This window comes from Pseudomonas putida S13.1.2, from assembly GCF_000498395.2.
Classification (GTDB): Bacteria; Pseudomonadota; Gammaproteobacteria; order Pseudomonadales; family Pseudomonadaceae; genus Aquipseudomonas; species Aquipseudomonas putida_Q.
In genome coordinates, this window is record NZ_CP010979.1 from 2,069,378 (window position 1) to 2,095,098 (window position 25,721).

The 25,721-nt window shown below is 63.6% G+C and carries 26 protein-coding genes; 14 read left to right on the top strand and 12 right to left on the bottom strand.

Translation table 11 applies throughout. From position 1 onward, the window contains the following. Nucleotides 1-51 precede the first annotated feature (51 nt). Both N805_RS09335 and N805_RS09340 read left to right on the top strand, forming a co-directional pair. Nucleotides 52-303 carry a hypothetical protein gene (locus N805_RS09335; RefSeq protein ID WP_028613820.1) on the top strand — a complete coding sequence of 84 codons (252 nt, stop codon included), beginning with the start codon at nucleotides 52-54 and terminating at the stop codon, nucleotides 301-303. A gap of 81 nt (nucleotides 304-384) precedes the next feature. Next, nucleotides 385-1,104 carry a TorF family putative porin gene (locus N805_RS09340; protein WP_028613819.1) on the top strand — a complete coding sequence of 240 codons (720 nt, stop codon included), beginning with the start codon at nucleotides 385-387 and terminating at the stop codon, nucleotides 1,102-1,104. Here N805_RS09340 and N805_RS09345 read toward each other — a convergent pair. The 5 genes from N805_RS09345 to N805_RS09365 all read right to left on the bottom strand — a co-directional run bounded on the left by N805_RS09345 (nucleotide 1,101) and on the right by N805_RS09365 (nucleotide 6,013). Then, a complete protein-coding gene (locus N805_RS09345) occupies nucleotides 1,101-1,973 on the bottom strand; it encodes a DMT family transporter (protein ID WP_028613818.1) in 873 nt (290 codons plus the stop codon). The two genes, N805_RS09340 and N805_RS09345, sit on opposite strands and share 4 nt — an antisense overlap. Before the next feature lie 100 nt (nucleotides 1,974-2,073). Next, entirely contained in the window at nucleotides 2,074-2,484 is a 411-nt protein-coding gene (locus tag N805_RS09350) for a RidA family protein (protein ID WP_028613817.1), read from the bottom strand. 99 nt (nucleotides 2,485-2,583) lie between these two features. Next, nucleotides 2,584-2,796 carry a PLDc N-terminal domain-containing protein gene (locus N805_RS09355; RefSeq protein WP_028613816.1) on the bottom strand — a complete coding sequence of 71 codons (213 nt, stop codon included), beginning with the start codon at nucleotides 2,794-2,796 and terminating at the stop codon, nucleotides 2,584-2,586. A gap of 121 nt (nucleotides 2,797-2,917) precedes the next feature. Then, nucleotides 2,918-4,300, bottom strand: a complete 1,383-nt coding sequence (cysS, locus tag N805_RS09360) for a cysteine--tRNA ligase (RefSeq protein ID WP_028613815.1) — start codon at nucleotides 4,298-4,300, stop codon at nucleotides 2,918-2,920. A 9-nt stretch (nucleotides 4,301-4,309) separates the two neighbouring features. Continuing rightward, nucleotides 4,310-6,013 carry a glutamine--tRNA ligase/YqeY domain fusion protein gene (locus tag N805_RS09365; RefSeq protein WP_028613814.1) on the bottom strand — a complete coding sequence of 568 codons (1,704 nt, stop codon included), beginning with the start codon at nucleotides 6,011-6,013 and terminating at the stop codon, nucleotides 4,310-4,312. A 248-nt stretch (nucleotides 6,014-6,261) separates the two neighbouring features. On the opposite strand from N805_RS09365, the gene N805_RS09370 reads away from it, so the two are divergent. Both N805_RS09370 and N805_RS09375 read left to right on the top strand, forming a co-directional pair. Beyond that, a complete protein-coding gene (locus N805_RS09370) occupies nucleotides 6,262-6,765 on the top strand; it encodes a peptidylprolyl isomerase (protein WP_028613813.1) in 504 nt (167 codons plus the stop codon). Beyond that, the gene (locus N805_RS09375; protein WP_028613812.1) at nucleotides 6,762-7,484 is read left to right on the top strand and encodes a UDP-2,3-diacylglucosamine diphosphatase; all 723 of its coding nucleotides are present in this window, start codon (nucleotides 6,762-6,764) and stop codon (nucleotides 7,482-7,484) included. The genes N805_RS09370 and N805_RS09375 overlap by 4 nt, the downstream gene beginning before the upstream one ends. Before the next feature lie 157 nt (nucleotides 7,485-7,641). Here the strand turns inward: N805_RS09375 and N805_RS09380 are convergent, their stop codons facing one another. Next, complete coding sequence (locus tag N805_RS09380) at nucleotides 7,642-9,948, bottom strand: acylase (protein WP_028613811.1); 2,307 nt, start codon at nucleotides 9,946-9,948, stop codon at nucleotides 7,642-7,644. Between the two features lie 197 nt (nucleotides 9,949-10,145). Between N805_RS09380 and N805_RS09385 the strand changes: the two genes are divergently transcribed. Continuing rightward, the gene (locus N805_RS09385; RefSeq protein WP_028613810.1) at nucleotides 10,146-10,520 is read left to right on the top strand and encodes a fe2+ zn2+ uptake regulation protein; all 375 of its coding nucleotides are present in this window, start codon (nucleotides 10,146-10,148) and stop codon (nucleotides 10,518-10,520) included. A gap of 36 nt (nucleotides 10,521-10,556) precedes the next feature. Here the strand turns inward: N805_RS09385 and N805_RS09390 are convergent, their stop codons facing one another. Then, nucleotides 10,557-10,745 (bottom strand): hypothetical protein, encoded by a 189-nt coding sequence (locus tag N805_RS09390; RefSeq protein ID WP_003248064.1) that lies wholly within the window; start codon nucleotides 10,743-10,745, stop codon nucleotides 10,557-10,559. A 150-nt stretch (nucleotides 10,746-10,895) separates the two neighbouring features. On the opposite strand from N805_RS09390, the gene N805_RS09395 reads away from it, so the two are divergent. From N805_RS09395 to N805_RS09410, 4 genes are all read left to right on the top strand, one after another. Beyond that, complete coding sequence (locus N805_RS09395; protein WP_028613809.1) at nucleotides 10,896-11,354, top strand: hypothetical protein; 459 nt, start codon at nucleotides 10,896-10,898, stop codon at nucleotides 11,352-11,354. 249 nt (nucleotides 11,355-11,603) lie between these two features. Next, the gene (locus N805_RS09400; protein WP_028613808.1) at nucleotides 11,604-11,984 is read left to right on the top strand and encodes a Mor transcription activator family protein; all 381 of its coding nucleotides are present in this window, start codon (nucleotides 11,604-11,606) and stop codon (nucleotides 11,982-11,984) included. A gap of 62 nt (nucleotides 11,985-12,046) precedes the next feature. Next, nucleotides 12,047-12,694: a DUF2589 domain-containing protein gene (locus N805_RS09405; protein WP_028613807.1), complete on the top strand. Its 648-nt coding sequence runs from the start codon at nucleotides 12,047-12,049 to the stop codon at nucleotides 12,692-12,694. 73 nt (nucleotides 12,695-12,767) lie between these two features. Beyond that, nucleotides 12,768-13,322: a DUF2589 domain-containing protein gene (locus N805_RS09410; RefSeq protein ID WP_155412682.1), complete on the top strand. Its 555-nt coding sequence runs from the start codon at nucleotides 12,768-12,770 to the stop codon at nucleotides 13,320-13,322. 19 nt (nucleotides 13,323-13,341) lie between these two features. Here the strand turns inward: N805_RS09410 and N805_RS09415 are convergent, their stop codons facing one another. The 3 genes from N805_RS09415 to N805_RS09425 are packed head-to-tail and all read right to left on the bottom strand — an operon-like array spanning nucleotide 13,342 to nucleotide 19,458. Beyond that, nucleotides 13,342-17,016: a translocation/assembly module TamB domain-containing protein gene (locus tag N805_RS09415; protein WP_028613805.1), complete on the bottom strand. Its 3,675-nt coding sequence runs from the start codon at nucleotides 17,014-17,016 to the stop codon at nucleotides 13,342-13,344. Beyond that, nucleotides 17,013-18,755 carry an autotransporter assembly complex protein TamA gene (locus tag N805_RS09420; protein WP_028613804.1) on the bottom strand — a complete coding sequence of 581 codons (1,743 nt, stop codon included), beginning with the start codon at nucleotides 18,753-18,755 and terminating at the stop codon, nucleotides 17,013-17,015. The genes N805_RS09415 and N805_RS09420 overlap by 4 nt, the downstream gene beginning before the upstream one ends. A gap of 52 nt (nucleotides 18,756-18,807) precedes the next feature. Further along, on the bottom strand, nucleotides 18,808-19,458 hold the full coding sequence (locus N805_RS09425) for a GNAT family N-acetyltransferase (protein WP_028613803.1): 651 nt from the start codon (nucleotides 19,456-19,458) through the stop codon (nucleotides 18,808-18,810). A gap of 162 nt (nucleotides 19,459-19,620) precedes the next feature. On the opposite strand from N805_RS09425, the gene xthA reads away from it, so the two are divergent. Continuing rightward, complete coding sequence (gene xthA, locus N805_RS09430; protein WP_028613802.1) at nucleotides 19,621-20,433, top strand: exodeoxyribonuclease III; 813 nt, start codon at nucleotides 19,621-19,623, stop codon at nucleotides 20,431-20,433. 391 nt (nucleotides 20,434-20,824) lie between these two features. Here the strand turns inward: xthA and N805_RS09435 are convergent, their stop codons facing one another. Together N805_RS09435 and N805_RS09440 are read right to left on the bottom strand one after the other, a co-directional pair. After that, nucleotides 20,825-21,577 (bottom strand): anti-sigma factor family protein, encoded by a 753-nt coding sequence (locus tag N805_RS09435; protein ID WP_028613801.1) that lies wholly within the window; start codon nucleotides 21,575-21,577, stop codon nucleotides 20,825-20,827. Then, entirely contained in the window at nucleotides 21,574-22,095 is a 522-nt protein-coding gene (locus tag N805_RS09440; RefSeq protein WP_028613800.1) for a sigma-70 family RNA polymerase sigma factor, read from the bottom strand. The genes N805_RS09435 and N805_RS09440 overlap by 4 nt, the downstream gene beginning before the upstream one ends. A 123-nt stretch (nucleotides 22,096-22,218) precedes the next feature. Here N805_RS09440 and N805_RS09445 point away from each other — a divergent pair, with 123 nt between their 5' ends. The 4 genes from N805_RS09445 to N805_RS09460 all read left to right on the top strand — a co-directional run bounded on the left by N805_RS09445 (nucleotide 22,219) and on the right by N805_RS09460 (nucleotide 25,720). Next, a complete protein-coding gene (locus N805_RS09445; RefSeq protein ID WP_028613799.1) occupies nucleotides 22,219-23,271 on the top strand; it encodes a catalase family peroxidase in 1,053 nt (350 codons plus the stop codon). Next, nucleotides 23,268-23,801, top strand: coding sequence for a cytochrome b (locus N805_RS09450; RefSeq protein ID WP_028613798.1), 534 nt, complete (start codon nucleotides 23,268-23,270; stop codon nucleotides 23,799-23,801). The genes N805_RS09445 and N805_RS09450 overlap by 4 nt, the downstream gene beginning before the upstream one ends. An 86-nt stretch (nucleotides 23,802-23,887) precedes the next feature. After that, complete coding sequence (locus N805_RS09455) at nucleotides 23,888-25,093, top strand: MFS transporter (RefSeq protein ID WP_028613797.1); 1,206 nt, start codon at nucleotides 23,888-23,890, stop codon at nucleotides 25,091-25,093. 81 nt (nucleotides 25,094-25,174) lie between these two features. Then, entirely contained in the window at nucleotides 25,175-25,720 is a 546-nt protein-coding gene (locus tag N805_RS09460; protein WP_028613796.1) for a cupin domain-containing protein, read from the top strand. The last annotated feature ends 1 nt before the right edge of the window (nucleotide 25,721 follow it).

Below are 25,721 nucleotides of genomic sequence, written 5' to 3' on the forward strand. Positions count from 1 at the left end.
TAGCTCCATCGATTCGAACCTGGCGAATCCCCTGCATTCCGGAGCTGCTCGATGAACACCAAGGCCCGCCTTTTCCTCACTGCCCTGGCCGCTACCAGCATTGCCGTACTGGCTGGCTGTGCCAACCACCCTGAACTGCGCACCTACAGCGCTGAAGAAACCCGCCAACTGCAACTGGAAGCGTTGCAGCGCCGCGGCCTGTCGCTGGACGACTACGAGCAGCAACGCCGGGTGATACAACGGGCCGGCAACCTGCCCGTGGTGACCGAAACCGCCGACGCAGACCGTTCCACCAAAGGCTGAGTGGGGCAGGTAACGGTTCCCTCCTTGCACCTGCGCAGGTATGCTCTACCGCTCAACCGCAAGCCTTCCAGGACGGAGACCATGACCAGGCCCCTTCTGTTGCTGAGTGCTGCATTGCTATTCAGCCCGGTGCTGCTGGCCCAGCAGATAAAACGCGAACTGGGCGACTTCGACTTCACCCTCGGCACCACACCCTCGCGCAGCATGGCCCAAGGCCTTATCTCACCCAGTGCCGTCGGCGCATTCCACGGTGGCCTCGACTTCAGCCACCCCAGCGGCTGGTACCTGGGCCAGTACGCCCCAAGCATGGGCGTCACCCCCAACTCGACCCTGCGCCTGGACAGCTACCTGGGCTACAAGCACCAATTCGACCGCAGCCTGGGCTATGAAGTGGGGTTGATCCATTACAGCCAGCCGACTATCGCAGGCCCCGACAGCTATGCCCTGTACGGTGGCATCTCGCTGTTGGGCAACCGCTTCGGCGGCGCGCTGCGCGACAACCCCGGCAACCGCACCGGCACCCTGTTCGCCGACTTTGGCCAATTGCCCCTGTTCGATGTCGACCTCACCGTCAAGCTTGCCCACCATCGCCTGGGCACGCCGTTCACCATTGGCGACGGCAGCCAGGTGAATGCCTTTTCCGACTGGTCGCTGGAGCTGTCACGGCCCTGGCTTGGCATCGACTTGAACCTGATCTACAGCAACTCCAGCCTCGCTGGCGGCGGTTGCGATGCGTATTCGGGGATCAACACCTATTGCGACAGCGTGGTCACGCTAAAGGCGCAGCGCAGTTTCTTCTAGCGCCGTGGCGCCAGTGCCAGTGCAATACCGCCCAGCACCACTACGCACGCGATCAGCAAGCGCAACGACAATGGCTCGCCAATCAGGACAACGCCGCCCAGTGCGGCGATTACCGGCACACTTAGCTGCAGGGTTGCTGCCTGTTGCGCACTTACCTGCCTGACCACGCCATACCACACGGCGTAGCCCGCGCCAGAGGCCAGCACGCCGGAGCCCAAGGCATATAGCAAGCCCAGCGGTGTGAGGTGCGGGCCAGCGCCCAGCAACAGAATCGGTAGCAGCAGCGCCAGGCAAGGCAGGCTACGGGCAAAATTGCCGGCAGTATCGGCCAGCGGCCTGGGCGAGCCTCTGCCCAGCAACGTGTACACGCCCCAGGCCACACCAGACAGGGCCATCAGCAAGGCACTGGCCAAGGGTGGCGCCGCTGCACCCGGCAACAACAGTACCAGCAGGCCGGCAAAGGCGATCAACATGCCCAGCAGCGTGCGTGCAGTGATGCGTTCACCTTTGTACCAGGCAAACCCGAACATGGTGATCTGCACTGCACCGAACAGCAGCAATGCTCCCGCACCTGCGCCCAGCTGCAGGTATGCAGCAGAGAACAAAAAGGCGTAGAGGAACAGGGCCAGGCCGCCACGCCAACTGCCACCCATGGCCAGCACCGGTTTGCGCAGGCGGATCAACAACAGCAGAAATAAAGCACCACTGGCCAGGCGCACCACAGTGAACGAAGCCGGGTCGATGGCCCCGTCCTTCAGCGCCAGCCGACAGAACACCGAGTTGGCGGCGAAGGCTATCAGGCTGAAGAGTGCAGGCCAGACCCAGGCCTTGGCATTGCGGTCGGCAAGCGTGGTGGTGCCGGTGCTCATGGTGTGGTCACCTCTGAGGGAATATTGTTGTTATCGCGGCCATGCCGGTACCGATATACAACAAAGTGCTTCCAAGACGCCACCACAGCATCATCAAGCGCTAAAGCGCTGCCACAGCATCGATTTCCACCAGCATGCCATCCAGCGCCAGGCGGGGTACCGGGATCAGCGTGCAAGTAGGTTTCATGTGCGGGCCCCATGCCCTGTCGGCTTCGGCCACCCATTGGCGCAGCCGCGCTTCGGAATGCTCCACAATCAGCAGGGTCAGCTTGAACACCTGGGCCAGGCTGGCGCCTTTGGACGCCAGCGCCAGCTCAAGGTTTGCCAGTGCCTGACGGGCCTGTTCGGCAAATAATGGCGACAACTGCCCGGTGCTGTCCTCCCCGCCCTGGCCAGCGATGAACAGCAGGCGGCTGCCCGCGCGCACTTCGGCGATATGAGAATAGGCATTGCCGCTGGGGTCGTACAGGCCCTCAGGGTTGCCAAGCTGGAATGCGGTTGATTGGGTCATGACAAGCCCTCGCTCGGTTGGAAGAGCGGGGCAGTATCAGACCTGAAGTTAACTCGAGGTCAAGCGCAGGGGCGCGCCCCACGCCTGACGCTGGCGCGGTCATTTCTCCTGCAGTACTGCCCTGCCCTTCACCGCCCGCGGCCCGCGCCAGGCCCAGAACAACAACCCCGGGAATGGTGCGTAGACGACGAATACGACCCACAGCATCTTGCGCTCGGCGCGCCGATCGCTGCCGATGATGTGCCAGATGGCCCAGATTTCCAGCAGGATGACCAAGGCTGCGATGATGATCCAGATCGTTCCGATTTCCATGAGCGCTCTCCCATTTGGCATGTAATGGGTTGGGTCACGAATGGCGCTAAGGGTTCAGATTGATTTGATTGCGACCACCGTTTGCTGCGAATGGGCTGCAAAGCAGCCCAATTTGCACTGATTAGTCAGCCAGACGCCAGGTAGTCGCGCCCTTGCTGTCTTCCAGCACCACACCCATTGCAGTCAACTGGTCGCGAATGCGGTCCGACTCGGCCCAGTTCTTGTCCGCACGCGCCTGCAGGCGTGCCTGAATCAGGCCTTCCACCTCGGCAGCATCGACCTTGCCTTCGGCACCGGCACGCAGGAACTCATCGGCCTCCAGCTGCAGTACACCCAGCACCTCACCCAGCTCACGCAGGCGGCCAGCCAGGCCGGCAGCAGCTTGCGGGTCGCTGTCGCGCAGGCGGTTGATCTCACGCACCAGGTCAAACAATACGGCGCAGGCTTCGGGGGTACCGAAGTCGTCGTTCATCGCCACGCTGAACCGCTCGACAAACGCTTCGCCGCCCTTGGCCGCCACCCGTGGCAAGCCGCGCAGGGCATGGTAGAAGCGCTCAAGCGCGCCCTTGGCGTCGCGCAGGCTGTCTTCGGAGTAGTTGATCGCGCTGCGGTAGTGGCTGGCCACCAGCAGGTAGCGCACCACTTCTGGGTGGTACTTCTCGAGCACATCGCGGATGGTGAAGAAGTTGTTCAACGACTTCGACATCTTCTCGCCGTTGATCCGGATCATGCCGCAGTGCATCCAGGCGTTGGCGTACTGCTTGCCAGTGGCAGCCTCGCTCTGGGCAATCTCGTTCTCGTGGTGCGGGAACTCCAGGTCGCTGCCGCCGCCGTGAATATCGAAGCTCTCACCCAGGCAGCAGGTGGACATCACCGAGCACTCGATGTGCCAGCCCGGACGGCCCGGGCCCCATGGCGATTCCCAGCTCGGCTCGCCCGGCTTGACGCCTTTCCACAGCACGAAGTCCAGCGGATCCTGCTTGGCTTCATCGACCTCGATGCGCGCACCGATGCGCAAGTCTTCGATCTTCTTGCGCGACAGCTTGCCGTAGCCGACGAACTTGCCGACGCGGTAGTACACGTCGCCATTGCCCGGGGCGTAGGCGTACCCCTTGTCGATCAGCGTCTGGATCATCGCGTGCATGCCGGCGATATGGTCGGTGGCACGCGGCTCCTGGTCTGGCGGCAGGATGTTCAGGCGGCGCTCGTCTTCGTGCATCGCGTCGATCATGCGGGCGGTCAAGGCCTCGAAGCTTTCGCCGTTCTCGTTGGCCCGGTTGATGATCTTGTCATCGATGTCGGTGATGTTGCGCACATACGTCAGCTCGTAGCCGCTCTTGCGCAGCCAGCGGGTGACCAGGTCGAAGGCCACCATGCTGCGGCCATGGCCCAGGTGGCAGTAGTCGTACACGGTCATGCCGCACACGTACATGCGCACCTTGTTGCCATCCAGCGGCTTGAAGGTTTCCTTCGCTTTGCTCAGGGTGTTGTAAATGGTAAGCACGGCGTTTCCTCAGCTGCCCCAGGAGTCACGCAGGGTGACAGTGCGGTTGAACACCGGGCGGCCCGGCTGGCTGTCTTTCAGGTCGGCGCAGAAGTAGCCTTCGCGCTCGAACTGGAAGCGGTCCTCGGGCTGCGCCTGGGCCAGCGACGGCTCGGCTCGGCAACCGCTTAGCACTTGCAGCGAGCCAGGGTTGATGTTGTCCAGGAAGCTGCCGCCCTCTTCGGTCTTTTCCGGGTTCGGCGAGCGGAACAGGCGGTCGTACAGGCGCACTTCGCACTCGACGCTGCCCTCGGCCGGTACCCAATGGATCACGCCCTTGACCTTGCGGCCTTCAGGGTTCTTGCCCAGGGTGTCCGGGTCGTACGAGCAACGCAGTTCGACGATATTGCCGTCGGCGTCCTTGATAGCCTCGTCGGCGCGAATCACGTAGCTGCCACGCAGGCGCACTTCACCGGCCGGCTCCAGGCGCTTGTAGCCCTTGGGCGGTTCTTCCATGAAGTCATCGCGGTCGATGTACAGCTCGCGTGCGAATGGCAGCACACGCACGCCCATGTCTTCCTTAGGGTGGCGCGGCAGCTCAAGCTGCTCCACCTGGCCTTCCGGGTAGTTGGTGATGACCACTTTCAGCGGGCGCAGCACGCACATGGCGCGCGGTGCGGTGCGGTCCAGGTCGTCACGGATGCTGAACTCGAGCATCGACATGTCGACCACTCCATCGGAGCGGTTGGTGCCGATCATCTCGCAGAAGTTGCGGATCGACGCCGGGGTGTAGCCACGGCGACGGAAACCGGACAGGGTCGACATGCGCGGGTCGTCCCAGGCGTCGACGTGCTTTTCGTCAACCAGCTGCTTGAGTTTGCGCTTGGACGTGATGGTGTAGTTCAGGTTCAGGCGGCTGAACTCGTACTGGCGCGGGTGTGCAGGCACCGGCAGGTTGTCGAGGAACCACTCGTACAGCGGACGATGCCCTTCGAACTCCAGGGTGCAGATCGAGTGGGTGATGCCCTCGATAGCGTCCGACTGGCCGTGGGTAAAGTCATAGTTGGGGTAGATGCACCATTTGTCACCGGTCTGGTGATGGTGGGCATGGCGGATGCGGTACAGGATCGGGTCGCGCAGGTTCATGTTTGGCGAGGCCATGTCGATCTTGGCCCGCAGCACGCACTCGCCGTCCTTGAACTCGCCGGCCTTCATGCGGGCGAACAGGTCGAGGTTTTCTTCCACGCTACGCTCGCGGAACGGGCTGTTCTTGCCCGGCTCCTTGAGGTTGCCGCGGTATTCCTTGGCTTGATCAGGGGTCAGGTCGCAGACATAGGCCTTGCCACGCTTGATCAGTTCGACCGCCCAGTCGTGCAACTGGTCGAAGTAGCTGGACGCATAACGCACGTCGCCGGCCCAGTCGAAGCCCAGCCATTTGACGTCGCTTTGAATGGCGTCGATGTATTCCTGGTCTTCCTTGGCCGGGTTGGTGTCATCGAAACGCAGGTGGCAGACGCCCCCGAATTCCTTGGCCAGGCCGAAGTTGACGCAGATCGACTTGGCATGGCCGATGTGCAGGTAGCCGTTAGGCTCCGGCGGGAAGCGGGTAACGATGCTGCTGTGCTTGCCCGAGTCCAGGTCGGCCTGGATGATCGGCCGCAGGAAGTTCGCAGGGACAGCGGGGGCGCCTTTGGCAGCGGCGTTGGGCGCGTTGTCGGCAGTGGGCTTGCTCATAGGATCCTTGAATGCACGTGTCCGGCCTGGGTAGGCCGATTGAATCAAAGGGCCTATCATAGCCGAAGCAGTCAAGCTGCTGACAGTCGGGCCCGGACAAACTGGCGTGATTTATCACGGCTTTTTGCCCAAGCCTGGCAAAATGGCCAGTGCGCGCCATGTGTCGTGATCGCCTGAACATGCGTCAGGTGATAACCGGCGCCCTGCGCACCCTAATTCCCGATTGCCTTGAAAAAGCGAGTTTCAGCATGTCCAAAGTCAAACTGACCACCAACCACGGCGACATCGTCATTGAACTGAACGCTGAAAAAGCCCCGATTACCGTGGCCAACTTCATCGAATACGTCAACGCAGGCCACTACACCAACACCGTGTTCCACCGCGTGATCAAGGGCTTCATGATTCAGGGCGGCGGTTTCGAGCCAGGCATGAACGAAAAGCGTGACAAGCGTGCCAGCATCCAGAACGAAGCTGACAACGGCCTGAAAAACGCCAAGTACACCATCGCCATGGCCCGCACCATGGAGCCGCACTCTGCTTCGGCGCAGTTCTTCATCAATGCCTCGGACAACGACTTCCTCAACCACAGCGGCAAGAACGTACAAGGCTGGGGCTACGCAGTATTCGGCGAAGTGATCGAAGGCCGTGAAGTGGTTGATGCCATCGAGAAGGTCGCCACCGGTTCCAAGTCCGGCCACCAGGACGTCCCAAAAGAAGACGTGATCATCGTGAAAGCCGAGATCATTGGGTGATACTGCTGATCTCCGATCTGCATTTGCAAGAGGAGCGCCCGGACATTTCCCGGGCGTTTCTTGATCTGCTCGACGGCCGTGCCCGCCACGCCAATGCGCTGTACATCCTGGGCGACTTTTTCGAAGCCTGGATCGGCGATGATGCCATGACCCCTTTCCAGCAGTCGATCTGCCAGGCCATGCGCCGGCTGAGCGACAGCGGTACGGCCATCTTCCTGATGCATGGCAACCGTGACTTTCTCATTGGCCAAGCGTTTTGCGACGCTGCAGGTTGCACGCTGTTGAGCGACCCCAGCGTGATCGAACTGGGCGGTGAGCAGGTGCTGCTGATGCATGGCGACACCTTGTGCACCCGTGACCTGGGCTACATGAAGATGCGCCGTTTGCTGCGCAACCCGCTGAGCCTGTGGGTGTTGCGGCACCTGCCGCTGTCGGCCCGCTACAAGCTGGCGCGCAAGCTGCGCAGCGAAAGCCGCACACAAACGCGGATGAAGTCCACCGAGATTGTCGACGTCACGCCTGAAGAAGTACCCAAGGTGATGGCGGCGCATGGCGTGCGCACGCTGGTGCATGGCCATACCCACCGACCGGCGATACACAAGCTGGTGGTCGATGGGCAGCCGGCACGGCGCATCGTGCTGGGTGACTGGGACCGCCGCGGCTGGGCCTTGCAGGTAGATGAGCAAGGGTTTCAGCTGGCGCCTTTCGAGTTTTCCTGACGGGCATTGCCTGCCCCATGCAGGAGCGGCCTTGCGCCGCGAAAGGGCCGCACAGCGGCCCCAGATCTCAGCATAAGCACCGAAATGCTGGGGCTGCTCCGCAGCCCTTTCGCGGCACAAGGCCGCTCCTGCAAGATTGCAGCCGCAGCAGAAAGCCCTACTGTTGCGCCACTGCCCCTTTGTCCCGCTCACTGATTACCACTTCCCGATACGCCGGGTCTGCCTTGATCTGTGCCTCTGTAAACGGAATCACCGCAAGTTGCTTGGCAGCAAACGCTTTGGTCTGGTCACTGGCATGCGCTGAAGCCGCTTCGCTCGACTGGGAGGACGCCAACAACCCACGAGCCTCTGGCCCCTTGTCGGTGAAGCTGACCAGTTGCAGGTAGCTGGTACCGCTGACCACCAGCCGCTTACCCTGCCCGTGCGGCACACTGTACATCGCGTTGTACACCCCCAGCGCCTGCGGGCCACCCGGTACCGGTGTGCCGTCGAGCGCCTGCTGCACCTGCCCCCAAAGCGCCTCCCCGGCTACGCCGCTGTCGTTCACCTGCTTGAGCGACGCCAGTGCCGCAGCATGAACCAGCTTGCGCACGGCCGCCTGCTCCACCGCCAAACCACGCGGCGTGTGCTGCGGGTCGGCCGGGTCAAAGGCCACCCGCCAGCTTTCCGGGTGCTCGGCCAGGGCATCGAACAGGTTCTGGAAATGCACCAGGCCAATACCACTGTCGAGGTCGGCCTTGCCATTCCAGGCAGCCAGGCTGCTGCACACGGCCTGTACATCTGCGCCTGCGCCCTCGCACCATTGCAGCAGGTCTGGCAGCACCAGGCTGGCCAGGTAGACCTCGTCGTCGGTCACCATGCGCTGCAGGTCATCAACGCCCAGCCTTGCCGTGCCCTGCAGACGCTGCAGGGCAAAGCGGCCGCGCATGCCCAGCGGCTGGTCAGTGCGGCTGACCAGGGGTGAGTATCCGGTCAGCGGCTGCGCCGGGTTGGCCATCCAGGCCGGGTCGTTGGAGTTCTGCACGAAATCCTGGCGCTCAAGGCTCGGCAGCAGTCGCGCCGGGAAGATACCCGGTTGCGCAGCTTGCGCGTCAACCTTCCACTGACACGCGCTACGCGACCCATCCAGCACCACCAAGCGCCCTTGTGCCTGCGGGTTGCTGCAAGCGGCCAGCAGTTGCTTGTCGACATACGGCACCACCGATTGGTTAAGGTACAAAGCACGACCACCCTGGTCCACGGCCAGGGTGTTGACCCAGGGGATGCCTTGCAACTGTTCGACCGAGCCTTTCAACGCTGCCAGGCTGTCGGCACGGTTGATCTGGTACCACTGCTGCAACACCCGGGTGTTGTCCAGGTTGGCGTCACGCAAGCTGTAGGCCGCATGCGCATCCCAATCCAGGCGCCCGGGCCATTGCACCACCGGGCCGAATTGCGAACTGTAGACCTGCCGCTCCACATGGCTGAGGCTGCCATCCTCGGCCTTGACGGCGACGCTGATGGTTTGCCGGGCCAATGGCAGCGACTTGCCATCCAGCAGGTAACGGGTCGGGTCCTTGGGGTCTAGCTGAAGGCGGTACAGGGTGAAGTGCTTGGAGGTATCAACGGTGTGCGTCCAGGCCAGATGCCTGTTGAAACCGATATTGACCACTGGCAGGCCCGGCAATGCCGCGCCCATCACATCGAGCTGACCGGGGATGGTCAGCTGCATCTGATAGAAACGCATGCCGCCCATCCACGGGAAGTGCGGGTTGGCCAGCAACAAGCCGCGGCCATTGAACGAACGCTGCGCCCCTACGGCCACCGCATTGCTGCCGCGCTCCGTGGCAAAGCGCTCTTGCCGCGCCAGCGCTGTGGCGAAGCCTGCCGAGGTCTGCCGGCTGGCCTGCGCCGGTGGTTGCGCACCCGCCAGCGCCTCGACGAACTGCCCGACGCCACCCTCGGCCAATAGCCGGCGGGTCAGCTTGACCAGGTCCTGGCTGGTGATCGGCCGCAGCCACTCACCGTTGCCACATTCGGCGGGCAAGCCTACGCGCCGACGCTCGGCCAGCGCCCGGTTGTAGCCGCTGGCATAACCCGCCAGCAGTGCCTGCACCTGCGCCGGTTGCGCCTGCAGGAACGCATCGACCGCCCCTGGGCTGTTGAGCCAAGTAAAGAACACGTCGCTGGCGAGGTTGTCACGCTGCTCCAGGGTCTTGCCCTTGGCACCGAAATGGCGTGAGCGCTCACCGCTCACCGTCAACACCTCGTTGGCCAGCAGGCACAGGTTGTCCTGGGCGTAGGCATAGCCGACGCCATAGCCCAGGCCGCGCTCATCCTTGGCCACGATATGCGGCACCCCGTAACTGGTTCGACGGATCTGCGCACTGGCATCGGCGGCGGGCTGCGCTTGTACGGCAACGCTGAAGGCCACCAGTGCAGCGGCCAGGCCTGCGCAAGTCATGGGACGAGAAACTGGAAACACGGGCACTCCTGGGATTCGGGGTCTATCCCGATCAGACGAATGTGCAGATGAAAATTTTACGTATTACAAGGCGATGGAACGTCTTGAAGAGGTACAGGCATATTTTTTCAAGAGTGGGTTGCAGTTTTTGCGTTCTCATTCGTCCTAGTTAGTGAGGCAACCACATTTCGGGTTAGTCCACGAAAAGGAGCATTCACATGTACAACCCGCAACCCTCGACCCAGGCTGGGCGCGTCCCAGGCAAAGCGCCCAACGGACAGGACGCTTTTTCTGAAGAACGCATCGGCAACGAACAGATCCGCGAGCTGCTGCGCACTTTCGGCCTGCGCACCAGCCTGATCAGGCTCAAGGTGATCGACGCCCTGCACGCTGCCGACCGCAATGGCCGCAGCATTGGCGTACGCGGCGTGCACGCGCAACTGGCACAGCTGGATATTCCGCTTTCGTTCCTCAGCGTGCGTGAAGTGCTCAAGCGGCTGTGCACCGAAGGGGTCATCGAATTGGGCAATGACAAGTGCTACAGCCTCAACCCCCAGGCGCGCGCCGTACTGGAGCAGGCATCTTCGCGCTGAGCGCATGGCCGGCCACACCTGGCCGGCCGGCAGGCATCAGGGTTTGACCTTGCGCCGCAAAATGCCGTTGATTACCACGACCACCACGGCGATGGCGATGGCCAGCATCTGGAAGGTCTGCTCACTGATCGTGCCCTGCTTCTGCAGGTGGGACAGGCCCAGCATCAGGCCCAGTACCACCAGGATGATCAAAAGGGAATATTTGAGGCGCTGCACGTGTGTCATCGAAAGTTCCTTGCAACATCAGGGGCAAATGGCTCGCAACGAGCCGTGGCAATGATACAACGCCCATAGGGCCCGGCGCTGCATTTCCTGCTGGGTAGGGTGGCGACTGCCTGAAAGCATGGGGCTCCAAGCACCCATGCCGGAGGCATCATGTACAAACCCCTGCTGTTCGCGTCCCTGATTCTGACCCCGTTTTCCCTTCACGCGCTGGACACCCGCGAGGTGACCACGGCGCAACTGCTTGAGCTTGGCCGTGACCTGGAGCGCCATGCCGGCGCCAGCCAGTGGCAACAACTGTGGCAACGCGTGCGTCAGGCCGGCTACCTGCAGGCACACGGTGCGCCGGTGTATTTCAGTGCTCCCATGGCCCAGTTGCCCGAACTGGCCCGGCAGACCTTGGCCCAAGCCGATCATGTGCAGGCGCTGCACCAGACCCAGGCGCTGTACCGTCGCAGCTTTTCCGGCACGGTGATCGGGCAGCGCGGCGGGCAGCCATTGCATGCCTTGTGCCTGCTGGTCGACTGGCGGACGCTGCCACAAGGCATGCTCGACGCCCCTCAGGCCTACCTGCGCAGCGCCAGCCTGCTGAGCAGCTACCCCTGTAACTGAGGGTACCCCGCCCCATCACTGGACGAGCGGAGCGCCCTGATGGGAAATCAACAGCCACAGCCACATCGTGAAGACATGTCCTACAACGCAGGACATCGCTGCCTGCAACCCCTGTTCACCGAGGCTACAAACTGCAACCCATATGTCGCCTAGCGACGCGCCGGGGCTGTCACACAGAATTTGCTCACACCGTCGACATAACGCCGCTGGTGATCGGGTCGCACATTCCCCATCCCGAAGGAGCGCCATATGGAATTACCAGACTTGAGCCTCATCGATATCAGCCAACTGCCCCACTCGCTGCAGGCCCTGGTCGACTGTATCGGCATCGACAACGCCTACCAGTTGACCTGCGCCTACGGCGGCAGGCCCAAGTACATCCCCAAGTACCGCGAGCGGACCAAGCTGGCCGACGTGCTGCCGGCCGACGCGCTCGACGCACTGATCAAGCGCTTTGCCGGAGTAGCCCTGGAGATCCCCAAGGCTGACCACTTCCTGCGCCAGCTGCGCAACCAGCAGATCCAGAAGGAAAGCGCCAATGGCCTTTCACGCAGCCTGCTGGCCAACAAGTACGGCCTGAGCCTGCGCCAGATCGGCAACATCCGTCGCCAGGAAACTTGCGCTCGCTGACGGCCAGTACCTAGGCCGCCAAGGGTGGCCACCTTTCCCCTCAACACAAAGAGCAAACAGACATGTCGATAGACAACAGCCTCATCGGGTCCGTGATCAACGCCTTGCCCATGGATCGCATGATCGCAGGCCCCCTGCAGGCCATGGTCCAGGCACAGGTTACCGCCAGCAAGTCGTACGCCGACTTCCTGATGCAGGTGTGTGTGCAGGACGGCAAGGCCGTGGCCATCCAGTTCGACTACGACGAGACCATCGTCGACGAACAGGGTGAATACAAGGGTGTGGTCAGCAAGACCATGAAGGTGCCGCTGCTGGCGGCCATCACACACCCGAACATCTCCATCGATGAAGGCAATGTCGAATTCGAGCTGATCATCAATCAGATGTCGGAAGACACCTCTAGCACGGAAATGGGTGCAGAGGTGACCGGCTCACTGGGCTGGGGCCCATTCAAACTGAACGTGAAGGGCAGCGTCAGCCACAAATCCGCCCAGACACGCAAGACCGATACCCGCGCCCGCTACGCCTTCAATACGACGATGAAGCGCCAGGAGCCACCTGAAGCCATGATGAGGGTGATCGAGTTCCTGACCGATGCGGCGACCAAACCGACCGTGACCAAGACCGCCACCCTGGAAAGCCCGGACGAAATCTCCCAGGCCGACACCTTAAAAGACCCTGCTGCCAATGCCGGCACACCTGCCCCTTGAAACGCCCCCTGCGCCGTAAAACAGCCCCCTGGCCAGCATCAGGGGGCACCACCTGGCCTGAGGAGGCGAGCCCTTGAACACCCCCCCTGCCCCGATGACCTCCATCGACCTGCGTGAGATCACCCGCGGCCTGCAAGAAGCCGCCAGCGCCACCAACAGCCTGATTGCACAACAGTACATCAACCTGTTCGACCAGTTCTTCGAGTGCGACAGCGACGCCCTGGGCGCCCCCATGAAAGCCAAGATGGTCGAGGTGGCCATGGATGGGAAGCACATCATGCGCGTCCCCCTGTTTGCACTGGTGTCGCCCAAGGGCCTGGCCCTGGAGCGCATGCAGGTCGACCTGTCGGTACGGGTCAAAGGGACCGAAGCGCAACAGGCTCTGCGGACAGCGAGCGAGAGCAAGACTGCGAGCTTCAAGGTCACCATCGGTGGCCAAGGCCGTCAGGGCGAAAGCCGTGACCCTGACGAAGTGCAGATCCGCATGCAGTTCCAGGCCAGCGAGCCACCGGAAGCCCTGAACCGGCTGATAGACGAATACACCAACCTGATCGTCCCGGTACGCGCCCTTGATCCGCAGCCCTCGCCCGAGACCAATGAATTCATCGAGGCGGCGACCGTCCGTTGACGGCCGCCCCGGCACCGCTTCAGAAATCGCGCTTGTAGAAGATGTCCAGTGAGCTGGCCAGCCCACTGGCGGCTTCCAGGTACACCTTCTTGCTCAGCTTGTAACGCAACGCGATGGTGTTGGCAGGCTCGAACACACCCACGCCGTAACGCAGGCTCAGCTTCTCGGTGATGTTGCCGCTGGCGACCACGCTGGTGGTGTTGCCCGAGCCTTCGGTGTCCAGCTGGAAGTCGTCGATCCCCAGGCTCGAGGCCAGGCTGCCGGTAATACCGGCGCTGCCAGCCAGCCCCAGGCCCAACGCTGCTTCGGCAAGCATGTTGTTGTCCTCACCAGAGTTGCCCAGAGGCCGCCCCAGCACAAGGTACGACAGCGCCTGCTCCTGGCTCATGGCCGGCTCCGAAAACACCTTGGTTGTGGGTTGCTCGGCACTGCCGCTCAGGCGGATACCGGCAATCACGTCATCGACTGTGCGGATGGCTTCGATGTCCAGGTAGGGCTGGTCGATCGGGCCGGCAAACAGCAAGCGCGCGCGGCGGATGGTGAGGCGCTGGCCGTAGGCACGGTAGCGGCCGTCGGCCAGGCTCAACTCGCCACGGGTATCGAGGTTGTCGCCGATATGCACGTGACCGAGCAGGTTGGCGGTAAGGCCAAAGCCACTGAACGACAACTTGTCCTGGCCCACTTCAACATCGATGTCCATGGCCATCGCCATGGGCGGCTTGCCCTCTTCGGTCTGGTGACCGACGATCACGGTGTCATCCGATACCTTCACGGTCGACGGCGGCAGTTCGCGCACGGTGATCTTGCCTTTGGGTACAAGCACCTTGCCGGTAACCGCCAGCTTGTCGTCGACCAGGCGCAAGGCCAGGTCCGGGGCTACCTCCAGCGTTGCATAGGGCTCGACCGTGACCGGCAGCTGCTGGCCTTGCAGGCGCAGGTCCATGCCCAGCGCCTGACCCCATGTGAGGTTGCCACTCAACTGGCCGCGCCCTGCATCGCCGCTGCGCCAGCTGCCATCGAGTTGCACCTGTTCGCCAGCGATCAGCGCCTGCAATGACAAGTCCTCAAGACTGGCCGGCAATTCGGCGCCACTGACTTCACCACCGCTGAGCATCAGGCTGCCATTAACCTGTGGTGCCAACAAGGTGCCTGAAAGCCGGCCACTGCCGTTGAGCTGCCCGGTAAGGCGTTCGACCATCGGCACGAACGGACGGGCCACCGCCAGGTCCAGCCCGGCCAAGCGGAAATCGCCCGACAGGGGTTTGTTCTTGCCCAGCGGGTCGAGACGCGTGTTGACGCTCAGCTCGCCCAGGCGCTCACCACGGAAGGCCAGGCGGGTATCGATACGCCGAGGCGCCAACGTGCTGTCGACACGCAGCGCCTGGTAAGGGAAATCGACCCAACGGCCTTTGTCGCGCACGCGCAGCGTGCCGCCACTGGCATCAATGACAATATTGCCTTTGGGGCCGCTGGCCGGGATGTCCAGGTTGATTTCAGCATTGAGCAAGCCCTGCCAGGCGAAGTCCTTCGGCAACCACTGGGCAAGGCTGTCAAGCGGGAACTGTTTGAGGTGGTAACGCAGGCGCGGTTCGGGTGCCAGGCGCTGGTCGTCACCACACAGGCTGGCCTGGCCGGAGCGCCAGCAATGGGCACCGAAATCCAGCTGGCCGCTGGCCAAACGCTGCAGCCGCGCCGGCGCTTGCAACTGCCAGTCCTGGCCACCGGCCTGGATACGCCCGCTGGCCAGGCGGCCACGCCAGTCACCCTTGCTCAACTGGCCATCCAGGCCGAGGTCAAGCTTGAGTTGCGGGCCATCCAGCGCCAGGGTCAAGGCTTGCTGGCGAATGTCGCCTTTGCCGTTGGCCTGCAGCGTGCCCAATGCCGTGTCGCCCAGGTGAATACCCGTTGCCTTCAGCTCGATCACGCCGCGCTGGGCGTTGTCCAGGCGGGCATCCAGGTCCAGCTGTTGCAGCCGGTTTTCGGCCTGGGCCAAGCGCTGGCCCTGCAAGGTCAGCGTGCCTTGCGGAGCCTGCAAGGTGCCGGCAACATCCAGCCGGCCCTTGACCTGGCCTTGCAGTCTTGGCCACAGCTGGCCCAGGCGCGGTAGGTCAAGGTCGATTCGCCCGGCCAGGCGCTGCTGCAAGCTGCCACTGCCGTTGATACGGTTGTCACCCAGCTGGATCGCCAGGGCGCCGAGTGTCCAGTTCTGCCCCGCCCCCTGGGCCTCGGCCTTGAACACTGCCGGCTGGCCGCGCAGGCGGCCTTTCAGATCAAGCTGGGCATCAAGGGTGAGCACCTCGCCCTTCATCTCGCCTTTGCTGCGCAGCGGCCCTGCCAAGGTGCCCGGCAGCTCCGCCAGCCAATAGGCCGGGTCGAGCGCCGAAAGCTGCAAGTCGACATCCCAGGCCAAGGTGTCGGCAAAACGCACGGCCACACTGCCGGCGGCCTTGCCTTGCCCGGCGGTCAGCGCCAGTTGCGGCAGTTTCACCTGGGTCAGGTCACCTTCGAACGGGCTGGCCAGGCTGAACGCCCCTGCCGGGCCATCCAGGTCGCCGTTGAAGGTGCCCTGGTAATTGCCATCGCGATAATGCACCTGGGTGTTGAAGCGCTTGAGGGTGACCTCGGGCGGCGCCTCCAGCGGGTACAGGCGCAACCACGGGAAGTCCTGCCAGTCCAGTTGCGCGTCGGCGGTCAGGCCTTGCTGCCAGTCGGCCGTGGCCTGCAGTTTCACGCGCTGGGTGTCGCTGGCGGTCAGGTCAAGGGCATCGAGCCTGGCGCCTTTGCTGTCGACCAACCCGGACAGCGCCAACGCGATTGGCGACTGTTCAGCCGGCAGGCTGGCCGTTCCCGACAGTTGATAACCCTTGAGCAAATCGCCCTTGGCATCAAGCTTGAGCTGATTCAACTGCAAGGTATCGGGCAGCGAGCCCGCCGGTTTGAACGCCTCTGAACGAATCTGCAGGGTCGCCGGCAGGTGCTCGGCCAACGCCTGCAACTGCCCGCTCAGCGTAGCGTCGAGGTAACCGCTGCTGGTGCCGGCAAGCTTCAGGGTCTTTTGCAACTCGCCGGTTGCGGTCAGCGCCAGCTGCCAGGGTTTGCCGTCTATGGCGGGCAATTGCAGCTGCGCCTGAAGTTGCAATGGCCAGTCACCTTCGGGCTGCAGGTCGCCCTGCAAGTTCAATTGCAGGTCATCGCGCTGCAGGTGCAGGCTGTCGATGCGCATCCCGTTGCCGGTCCAGTGCGCCGCCAGTTGCAGGTCACCGAGCAGGTCGCTGCCATCCAGCCGCAGCTGGCCGACCTTGACCTCACCCAGCTCGATGGCCAGCGGCAAGCGCAGCGATGGCAACTGCAGCGGGCCGCTCTCGGCTGGCTCGGCACTTGGCGCAAAGGCCATGTCGATGCGTTGGGCCTGCAACTGGTCAATGCAAAGGGTGGCGCGCATCAGGCAGGCAGGCGACCAGGCCAGTAGCGGCGCCTGCACCTCTACCGTACTGCCACCATCGGCCCAACGCAGCATGCTGGCCTGCCAGCTGCCCGCCAAGCGGCCCTGGAAGTCGGCCACCTCAAGCCCGGGCACCTTGCCCAGCGCCCAGCGGCTGCCAGCCTCGGTACCCAGCAACAGGCCCAGTGCCAGGCCCAGGCTCGCAACGACCCCGAACAGGCCCAGCAGAATGTACTTGATCACGCGTTTCACAGCTCAGGCCCCATGGAAAAGTGCAGGCGAATGCCCCCTTCGTCATCCAGCGCCTTGGCCAGGTCCAGGCGCAACGGCCCGACCGGCGATACCCAGCGCACACCAAAACCGACACCGGTCTTGAGGCTGGGCAGCTCAAGGTTGTTGAACGAGTTGCCCTGGTCGACAAACGTCGCGATCCGCCACTTTTCGGTCAGCGAATACTGATACTCGACACTGCCAGCCACCAGGTAGCGCCCGCCGATACGGTCGCCATCGCTGTTCTTGGGCGACAGGGTCTGGTAGTCGTAGCCACGCACGCTCTGGTCGCCACCGGCGAAAAAGCGCAGCGACGGCGGAATGTTGTTCTTGAAGCCATTGGTCGCGCTGCCACCGAACTGGACGCGACCGAGAAGGCGGTGGTTGTGGCCAAGGGTGGTCAAGCCTTTGAGCAGTACGTTGCCGTGCAACAGGTTGGTGTCGGAAACCAGCCCTTCCTTGGCCACCTGTGCATCGAACTGCAGGCGGTAGCCGTTGTGCGGGTCGATGCGGTTGTCGCTGCGCAGGAAGGAATAGCTCACGCCAGGCATCAACAGGTTGCTCAAACCGGAATCGTCACCCAGGCGATACTCTTCGCGCTGGTACTTGAGCGAAATGACCCGCTGCCAGCCGCTGGGCAGCTTGCTGTGCCACTCGGGGCCGACTGTCAGCAGTTTGCTGAGGGTATCGGTACCGGCTAGTTCCTCGTTCTGGTAACCGCCGGCGAAGCGCAGCTTGTCGGTCAGTGGCGGGTCCAGGGGGATGTCGTACCACAGGCCAACGTTCTGCCTGGGTGCGGACAGCTCGGTTTCCCAACCGTAACTGTGGCCCTGCGGGTTGACCCAATGGCGGGTCCAGTTGGCCTTGCCACGCGGCCCGACGTCGGTCGAGAAGCCAAGGCCCAACCCCATGGTGCGTGGCTTGCGGGTTTCCAGGCGGACATCCACCGGGATTTCTTCACCCACGGCGGCGGTGGGCGCAGCATCCACCCGCACGCCTTCGAAATAGCCGCTCGATTGCAGGTCATTGTTCAGTTCGGCGATCAGTTCCGAATCGTAGGGGGTGCCCGGCTTGAACGAAACCATGCGCTGCAGCAGGTCGTCGTCCAGCGGCGTGTCACCGCCGAAAGTGACGGCGCCCAGGCGATAGCGCGGGCCACTCTGGTAGACCAGTTCGATATCGGCCACACCGGCCTGCGGGTCGACCGCCAGGCGCTGACGGCTGAAGCGGCCACTGAAAAAGCCGTAGCGCGACGCCTGGTTCTGGATCAGCCTCTTGGCATCCTCGTAATTGCCGTGGTTGAGTTGCTCGCCTGCGCGCAGCGCCTTGCTGTCGGGCACGCGAAAGGCCTTCATTTCGCTGGCCGGGCCTTCGATGCGCACGGTCACGTTGCGCAGGCGAATCGCCTCACCTGGGTTGATGTTGATGATCAGTTGCGGGGAATGGTCTGCATCGCTGGGAGGCTTGACCTCGGTATCGATCTGCGCCTGGTAGTAGCCAAGTGCCTGCGCGGCTTTGCGCGCCTGCTCCTCTGCCCCGCGACTGAAGCGTAACAATGCTTCTTCATCGCGGTCACCAAGGGTGCCTATATAGCCTTCGACATTGGCCTTGAGCGCCTTGTTGGCTGGTTTTACCTTCACCAGCAACTCGCTCTGGCCCCATGCGGCGAAACTGGCGGCCCAGAAAACCAGGCCCCAGGTGAATCTTCCTGAATACGTCATGCGGCGAATGCTACCAGAGCCAGGCGCTCAAGGGAGCCGCCTGGCGGGATGTTCAGGCAAAAGTGGAAGTTGAAGAGACTGGATTTGGATGGAAGAACACGCGTTCCCGGATCGGTCCTACGGCGACCTCACCAATCTCTTCATAGCCCTGGCGCTGGTAGAAGGCCAGGTAGTGCTCGTTGCCGGTGTCCAGCACCACGCCGTGTGTGCCGGGGTCGTCCGCGCACCAGTCGTGCACGGCCTGTAACAGTTGCTCACCGTAGTGCTTGCCCTGAAATTGCGGGTGTACCCCCAGCAATGGCAACACATGCACCTGATCGGTTGGCAGGCAGGTGGCCAGGGCGGCCTGGTAGTCCATGTAGCGCCGCGTGCAGCGCAGGCCGGTGCCCAGGATCATGCGCAGGCGCCAGGCCCAGCTGTCGGCCACGCCCAAGCGGCGCAGCGGCGGCACGATCAGGGCCAGGGCAATCAGGCGGTCGTCCACCAGCAAGCCGATGGCAGGTAATTGCAGGTAGAAATGCTGGCGTACCCATTCGCGCACCATTACCCGCAAGCGTTGCTCATACCCCGGGCGCTGGGCTTCGAAGATATAGGCAAAGGTAGGTTCGTGGCGGTAGGCGTTGTACAGCAGCGAACGCGCCTCGCGGCTGTAGCCGTCATCGAGCAGGCAGACTTGAGCCGGAGCGGCAGTGGTTTCGGGCATTGCGGGCAGACCTCCTGGAATGGGCGTACATTGCCTTGGAGGTGCACCACCGCGCTTCGTTCACCCCCTACAGCACGTTAGCAGCAGGCTCCCGAAGCCGCCACGCTGGTGATGTGGGGCGATGTCGGCTAGCATCCCGCCTTTTACCGGGATCGTCTTTCCATGAAGATCGTCTGTTTCAACATCAACGGCCTGCGAGCCCGCCCGCACCAGCTGGCAGCGCTGATCGAAAAGCACCAGCCAGACGTGATCGGCCTGCAGGAAACCAAGGTCAGCGACGATCAGTTCCCGCTGGCCGACGTGCAAGCGCTGGGTTACCACGTGCACTACCACGGCCAGAAAGGCCACTACGGCGTAGCGCTGCTGTCGCGCCAGGCCCCGTTGAGCCTGCACAAAGGCTTTGCCACCGATGAAGAAGAGGCCCAGCGCCGCTTCATCTGGGGCACCTTCGCCGATGCCGATGGCAACCCGATCACCATCATGAACGGCTATTTCCCCCAGGGCGAAAGCCGCGACCACCCCACCAAGTTCCCGGCCAAGCAGCGTTTCTACAGCGACCTGCAGGCACTGCTGGAAGGCCAGTTCCGCAACGACCAGCCACTGCTGGTCATGGGCGACATGAACATCTCGCCGCAGGACTGCGACATCGGTATCGGCCCGGACAACGCCAAGCGCTGGTTGAAGACCGGCAAGTGCAGCTTCCTGCCAGAAGAGCGTGAGTGGATGGAGCGCTTGAAAGGCTGGGGCCTGGTTGACAGCTTCCGCCACCTGCATCCGGACGTGAACGACCGTTTCAGCTGGTTCGACTACCGCAGCCGTGGTTTCGAGGACGATCCCAAGCGTGGCCTGCGCATCGACCTGATCATGGCCTCGCAGCACCTGGTGCCGCGGATCAAGGCTGCGGGCGTGGACTATGAGTTGCGTGGCATGGAAAAGCCGTCGGACCATGCGCCGATCTGGCTGGAGTTGAGCTGATCGCCGGGGGGCCAAGGTGCACGCCTTGGGATTTGCAGTGCCGGATAGACCGAGCGCCGCCCGCGCGGCGCATCGCGGTGGGCCTGGCTCAAGAGGTGTGGGGCTGCTGACATCGAGCGCCGCCCGCGCGGCGCTTCGCGGGGCAAGCCCGCTCCCACATTTGTTGCAACGTGGCCATGCCTATGGAAGCGGCGTGGTCAGCCTTGGTGCATGTCTTGAGATGGGTGGGGGCGGCAGCGCCAGCCAAGAAATTGCGTCAAGCCAACAAGGCTGACAACCATGGCCTGACAGGTTCGGTACGTTGCAACAAATGTGGGAGCGGGCTTGCCCCGCGAAGCGCCGCGCGGGCGGCGCTCGATCGCACAGGCGCTGAAATTGTTATGGCGAGCACTCACAACCCCAACCGCAACGCCTCCCCCACCCCGGCCCCACGCACATCGTCTGCCGCGCTGACCAAGGCAAAGTTGTAAGCCCCATGCGACCAGTACCGCGCTTCCAGCTGGCCATCGACCCTCTGCCCGTCTGGCATGCGCCGATAAAGCTCGCCCGGTGAGCGCAGGAACAGGCTGATGCGCTGGCCCTTGCCATCTTCAAACACCAGCAGCGCCGCCGGCCCCTGCTCGTTGCTAAGCAAGCGCGCCCCCACCGGTTTGAAGCCATAGCCTGCCAGGTCCGGCAATTGCCCCACGCGGCTGAAATGCCGCCCCAACCAGTCGCGCAACTGCCCCGCATCACTGGCCTGGACATCCAGCGCCTCGCTGCCGGCAAACAAACGGTGCGCCTGGACGGCGTCGGCCATGGGCAGCTCGGCGCGTGCCAGGGACGCATCGCGCACCTGCCAACCGCCCAGCCCTCCCACGCCCAATGCCAGCATCACCACCGCCGCTGCTGCCCAGCGCCGCTGCCGACGCTGGCGCAATTGCCGACGCAACTGCCCAAGGTCCAGCTGCGTCGCCCCGGGCAGTTCGCCAAACCCGGCCAGCGCGGTGCGCAACCGGCGGGCATCGGCGCGCCAGCCCTCCACGCGCGCCGCAGCCTGCGGGTTGGCCGCCAGCCAGGCCTGCACCTCGGCCCGGCGCACAGGCGTCAGGCGCTCATCAACGTAAGCGTGCAATTCGTCTTCGCTGGGGATCAGACGGGTCATTTCAGTCTCCGCAAGGCCGGGGGCTGGGGGTTGCCCTCGGTCAGTTCGCGCAAGGCACTGCGGGCGCGCGACAGGCGCGACATCACAGTGCCGATGGGGATGCCCAAGGCCTGGGCGGCTTCCTTGTAACTCAAGCCTTCAATGCTGATAAGCAGTAGCAAGGCGCGCTGTTCGGCCGTCAGCCGGGCAAACGCCTGCAAGTCGGCTTGGGCCAGAACACTGGCCTCAAGGTTGCCCCCGAGCGGCTCCTCCTCGTACTCGGCACGCCCAAACCAAGACAGCCAGCGGGCATGCAGGCGGTCGCGGCGCTTACCATCAAGAAAAAGCCGATAGAGGATGGTAAACAGCCAGGCCCGCAGCGCCTCGGCGTCGCGTTGCTGGTCGCGTCGGCTCAGGGCCCGCTCGACCGTGGCCTGCACCAGGTCATCGGCGCTGCCCGGCTCGCGGGTCAGCCACACGGCAAAGCGGCGCAGGCGGGCCAGCAGCTCGCGCCACTGGTGGTCGTCCAGATCATGCATGGCAAAGTCCCGGCCTTTGAAGTCGTCATTGTAAAGGCAGACGCCTGCCAGGAAATTCTATTCCCGTCGATGGAATAAGTTTTTGCCTGCCCCGTCGTACTTGCACATTTACCAAACCGGACGATGACCATGAACTCACCTTTGCACGGGCCAGCGAAAGCCTGGCGCCTGGCTGCCATCGGCGCCGTGATGCTGGCCGCAGGCGCCGGCTTTGCCTATACCGCCGGCTGGCTCGGCGAAACCCGGCTGACGCCACAGCGCATCATTGACACCTTCGAGGCACAGGCAGGGCACTACCCAGGCTATCGCAAGAACCACGCAAAAGGCCTGTGTGTCAGCGGCTACTTCCAGGCCAGCGGGCAGGCCGCCAACCTCTCTACTGCGCGCGTATTCAGCCAGGCGCACGTACCGGTGATCGGCCGTTTCGCCATTGGCGGTGCCAACCCGTTTGCACCGGACACCGGCATACCCGTGCGCAGCCTGGCCATTCAGCTGAGCACCGACGATGGGCAGGTCTGGCGCACCGGCATGAACAACCCGCCAGTGCTGGCAATCAGCACACCGCAAGGGTTCTACGAGCAAGTGCTGGCGAACACGCCAGACCCGGCCACCGGCAAACCGAACCCTGCCAGCCTGCAGGCGTTTTTCGCAGCCCACCCGGAGAGCGCGGCGTTTCGCCAATGGGCGGCGGGCTATAAGCCCAGCAACAGCTTCGCCAGCACCCAGTACCACAGCATCAACGCCTTTCACCTGATCGACGCAGGCGGCGTGCGCCACCCGGTGCGCTGGCAGCTTGAGCCGCAAACCGCGTTTGCCGCGCTGCCTACCCAGATCGATGACAAACAGTTCCTGCAGCACGACCTGCAGCAACGCCTGGCCCAAGGCCCGCTGCGCTGGACGCTTCGCCTGGTGCTGGCCGAACCCGACGATGCGGTGGACGACCCTGCCCGGCCCTGGCCTGCCGAGCGGCGCAGCGTAGACGCCGGCACCCTGGTGCTGGAACAGGTCGACGCCCCTGAGCAGGGAGCATGCCGCGACCTCAACTTCGACCCGTTGATCCTGCCCCGTGGCATAGAGGCATCTGCCGACCCGATCCTCGCCGCCCGTTCGGCTGCCTACTCGGAATCGTTCAACCGCCGCAGCCGTGAATCGCTCAGCATCGGAGCCCGCCCATGAAACCCGAAGCCTTCCACCCTTTCGCCCGCCTGCTGCACTGGCTGATGGCCGTGCTGATCCTGGCCATGCTGTTCATTGGTGTGAGCATGGTTGCAGACCTGTCACTACGCCACCCTGTACTGATCGGGTTGCACAAGGCCACAGGCCTGGCACTGCTGGTGCTGGTAGTGCTGCGTATCGGCGTGCGCCTGGCCGTGCCTCACCCACCCTTGCCGCAAGACCTGCCAACCCTGCAGCGCTGGGCCGCCGGCGCCTCGCACTTGCTGCTCTATGGCCTGATGCTGGCCATGCCGCTACTGGGCTGGGCCATGCTGTCGGCTGGTGACTACCCTCGCCCGCTGGGCTTGCCCGCCATCGCCCCGCACAACCTGCAACTGTATGCCGTGCTGCGCATGGCGCACAGCTGGGCCGGCTACCTGCTGTTCGCCACGGTGCTGGTGCATGTGGGTGCAGCCTTGATGCACGCGTGGGTGCGCCGCGACGGCGTGTTGCGTAGCATGCGGCCTGGCCCCCTGCGCCGCAGCGAATGACCTGCAGCAGCCCGGGGCATTCGACAATCAATAATGATTCTTAATAAGATCGGCATTCTTTTTGCCTTATTGCCCTGGACTGCCCTATGAACGTCGCAAAGGATCCTGCAACCCTTAAACCTGCCAGCACCCTGGACTTGCGTCCGCTGCTGCTGGCCAACATGGCCTGTACCATGTCGATGATGGCCTTCGTCGCCCTGATCGGCCCGATTGCCCGCCAACTCGGCATGGCCACCTGGCAGGCCGGCGCTGCCGTGACGGTGGCCGGCGTGGTCTGGGTGCTCCTGGCCCGGCCCTGGGGCCGTGCGGCAGATCGCCTGGGCCGGCGACGTATCCTGTTGCTGGGGACCGCCGGCTTCACCCTGGCTTACTGGCTGTTATGCCTGTTTGTCGAGGGCGCGCTGCGCTGGCTGCCGGGCGCGACCGCAGCGTTCATCGGCCTGATGGTCGCACGCGGCTGCATCGGCGCCTTCTATGCGGCTATCCCGGTAGGCTGCAATGCGCTGATCGCCGACCATGTCGAGCCGCAGCGTCGTGCTCGGGCCATGGCCTCGCTGGGGGCGGCCAACGCGGTCGGCCTGGTGGTGGGGCCGGCGCTGGCGGCGCTACTGGCTCGGCATAGCCTGAGCCTGCCTTTCCATATCATGTCGCTGCTGCCCGCCAGTGCCTTTCTCGTGCTGTTGTTCACCCTCAAGCCGCAGGCGCTGCCCCACAACTATGCCCCGAGCCCGGTGCGCTTGAACGACCCACGCCTGCGCCGGCCCTTGCTGGTAGCGTTCAGCGCCATGCTCAGCGTAACCGTGTCGCAGATCATTGTCGGCTTCTTCGCCCTTGACCGCCTGCACCTGGGCCCTGCTGAAGCTGCCCAGGCGGCCGGCATCGCGCTGACCACGGTGGGCGTGGCACTGATGCTGTCACAGGTGCTGCTGCGCAAGCTGGAATGGCCGCCACTGAAAATGATCCGGGTAGGGGCCACGGTTTCGGCCCTGGGCTTTGCCTGCGGCTCGCTCGCGACCAGCGCACCTTGGCTGTGGGGCTGCTACTTCGTCGCGGCAGCGGGCATGGGCTTTGTGTTCCCGTCGTTTTCAGCGCTGGCGGCCAATGCCATGCACGCCTCCGAACAAGGTGCCACAGCCGGTTCCATTGGTGCGGCCCAGGGCATGGGGGCGGTGATCGGCCCACTGGCTGGCACCCTGGTGTATGCCCTCGATCCGCGCCTGCCATTCCTGGCCGTGGCCGCGCTGTTGCTGCTGGTCGGGCTATGGCCGATGCCGCGCGACCAGCGTGCCTGAGAAGCACAGCGCGCAAGCGTGCAGAGTGTGTTTTAATGCGCGTCGCTCATTATTTTTTACACCTCTGATTACAAGGCGGCTATGGACACGGGGACGCGACTCAAACTGGTGCGTGAACGCAACAACCTCTCCCAACGGGAACTGGCCCGCCGCAGCGGGCTGACCAATTCGACGATCTCGCAGATCGAGCAGAATCGCGTCAGCCCTTCGGTCAGCTCCCTGAAAAAACTGCTCGAAGGCATTCCCATGAGCCTGGCGGAGTTCTTCAGCTTCGACGAGCCGGTGCGTGAAGAACGCTTTGTGTTCCGCGGCGGCGAGCAGCCAGATCTGGGCCGTAACGGCCTGCGCATGCTGCTGGTCGGTGCCAGTGTCGAGGGCCGCCAGATGCGCATGCTGCGCGAACTGTACGCACCGGGGGCGGATTCCGGCGAGCCGATCGTGCATGCCGAGGGCGAAGAGTGTGGCCTGGTCACCCGCGGCACCGTGGAGCTGTGGGTCGATGGCCAGGTTAGCGTGCTCAACTCGGGCGACGGCTACTACATCCCCACTACCCTGCCACACAGCTTCAAGAACATCGGCCAGGACGAGGCCGAGATCATCAGCGCCAATACGCCGGCGAATTTCTGAT

Excerpts from the sequence above, each read along its gene's own strand:
- N805_RS09335 (WP_028613820.1), top strand. The coding sequence starts at position 52 with ATGAACACCAAGGCCCGCCTTTTCCTCACTGCCCTGGCCGCTACCAGC.
- N805_RS09340 (WP_028613819.1), top strand. The coding sequence starts at position 385 with ATGACCAGGCCCCTTCTGTTGCTGAGTGCTGCATTGCTATTCAGCCCG.
- N805_RS09345 (WP_028613818.1), bottom strand. The coding sequence starts at position 1,973 with ATGAGCACCGGCACCACCACGCTTGCCGACCGCAATGCCAAGGCCTGG.
- N805_RS09350 (WP_028613817.1), bottom strand. The coding sequence starts at position 2,484 with ATGACCCAATCAACCGCATTCCAGCTTGGCAACCCTGAGGGCCTGTAC.
- N805_RS09355 (WP_028613816.1), bottom strand. The coding sequence starts at position 2,796 with ATGGAAATCGGAACGATCTGGATCATCATCGCAGCCTTGGTCATCCTG.
- N805_RS09365 (WP_028613814.1), bottom strand. The coding sequence starts at position 6,013 with ATGAGCAAGCCCACTGCCGACAACGCGCCCAACGCCGCTGCCAAAGGC.
- N805_RS09370 (WP_028613813.1), top strand. The coding sequence starts at position 6,262 with ATGTCCAAAGTCAAACTGACCACCAACCACGGCGACATCGTCATTGAA.
- N805_RS09385 (WP_028613810.1), top strand. The coding sequence starts at position 10,146 with ATGTACAACCCGCAACCCTCGACCCAGGCTGGGCGCGTCCCAGGCAAA.
- N805_RS09390 (WP_003248064.1), bottom strand. The coding sequence starts at position 10,745 with ATGACACACGTGCAGCGCCTCAAATATTCCCTTTTGATCATCCTGGTG.
- N805_RS09395 (WP_028613809.1), top strand. The coding sequence starts at position 10,896 with ATGTACAAACCCCTGCTGTTCGCGTCCCTGATTCTGACCCCGTTTTCC.
- N805_RS09400 (WP_028613808.1), top strand. The coding sequence starts at position 11,604 with ATGGAATTACCAGACTTGAGCCTCATCGATATCAGCCAACTGCCCCAC.
- N805_RS09405 (WP_028613807.1), top strand. The coding sequence starts at position 12,047 with ATGTCGATAGACAACAGCCTCATCGGGTCCGTGATCAACGCCTTGCCC.
- N805_RS09420 (WP_028613804.1), bottom strand. The coding sequence starts at position 18,755 with ATGACGTATTCAGGAAGATTCACCTGGGGCCTGGTTTTCTGGGCCGCC.
- N805_RS09425 (WP_028613803.1), bottom strand. The coding sequence starts at position 19,458 with ATGCCCGAAACCACTGCCGCTCCGGCTCAAGTCTGCCTGCTCGATGAC.
- xthA (WP_028613802.1), top strand. The coding sequence starts at position 19,621 with ATGAAGATCGTCTGTTTCAACATCAACGGCCTGCGAGCCCGCCCGCAC.
- N805_RS09435 (WP_028613801.1), bottom strand. The coding sequence starts at position 21,577 with ATGACCCGTCTGATCCCCAGCGAAGACGAATTGCACGCTTACGTTGAT.
- N805_RS09440 (WP_028613800.1), bottom strand. The coding sequence starts at position 22,095 with ATGCATGATCTGGACGACCACCAGTGGCGCGAGCTGCTGGCCCGCCTG.
- N805_RS09445 (WP_028613799.1), top strand. The coding sequence starts at position 22,219 with ATGACCATGAACTCACCTTTGCACGGGCCAGCGAAAGCCTGGCGCCTG.
- N805_RS09450 (WP_028613798.1), top strand. The coding sequence starts at position 23,268 with ATGAAACCCGAAGCCTTCCACCCTTTCGCCCGCCTGCTGCACTGGCTG.
- N805_RS09455 (WP_028613797.1), top strand. The coding sequence starts at position 23,888 with ATGAACGTCGCAAAGGATCCTGCAACCCTTAAACCTGCCAGCACCCTG.
- N805_RS09460 (WP_028613796.1), top strand. The coding sequence starts at position 25,175 with ATGGACACGGGGACGCGACTCAAACTGGTGCGTGAACGCAACAACCTC.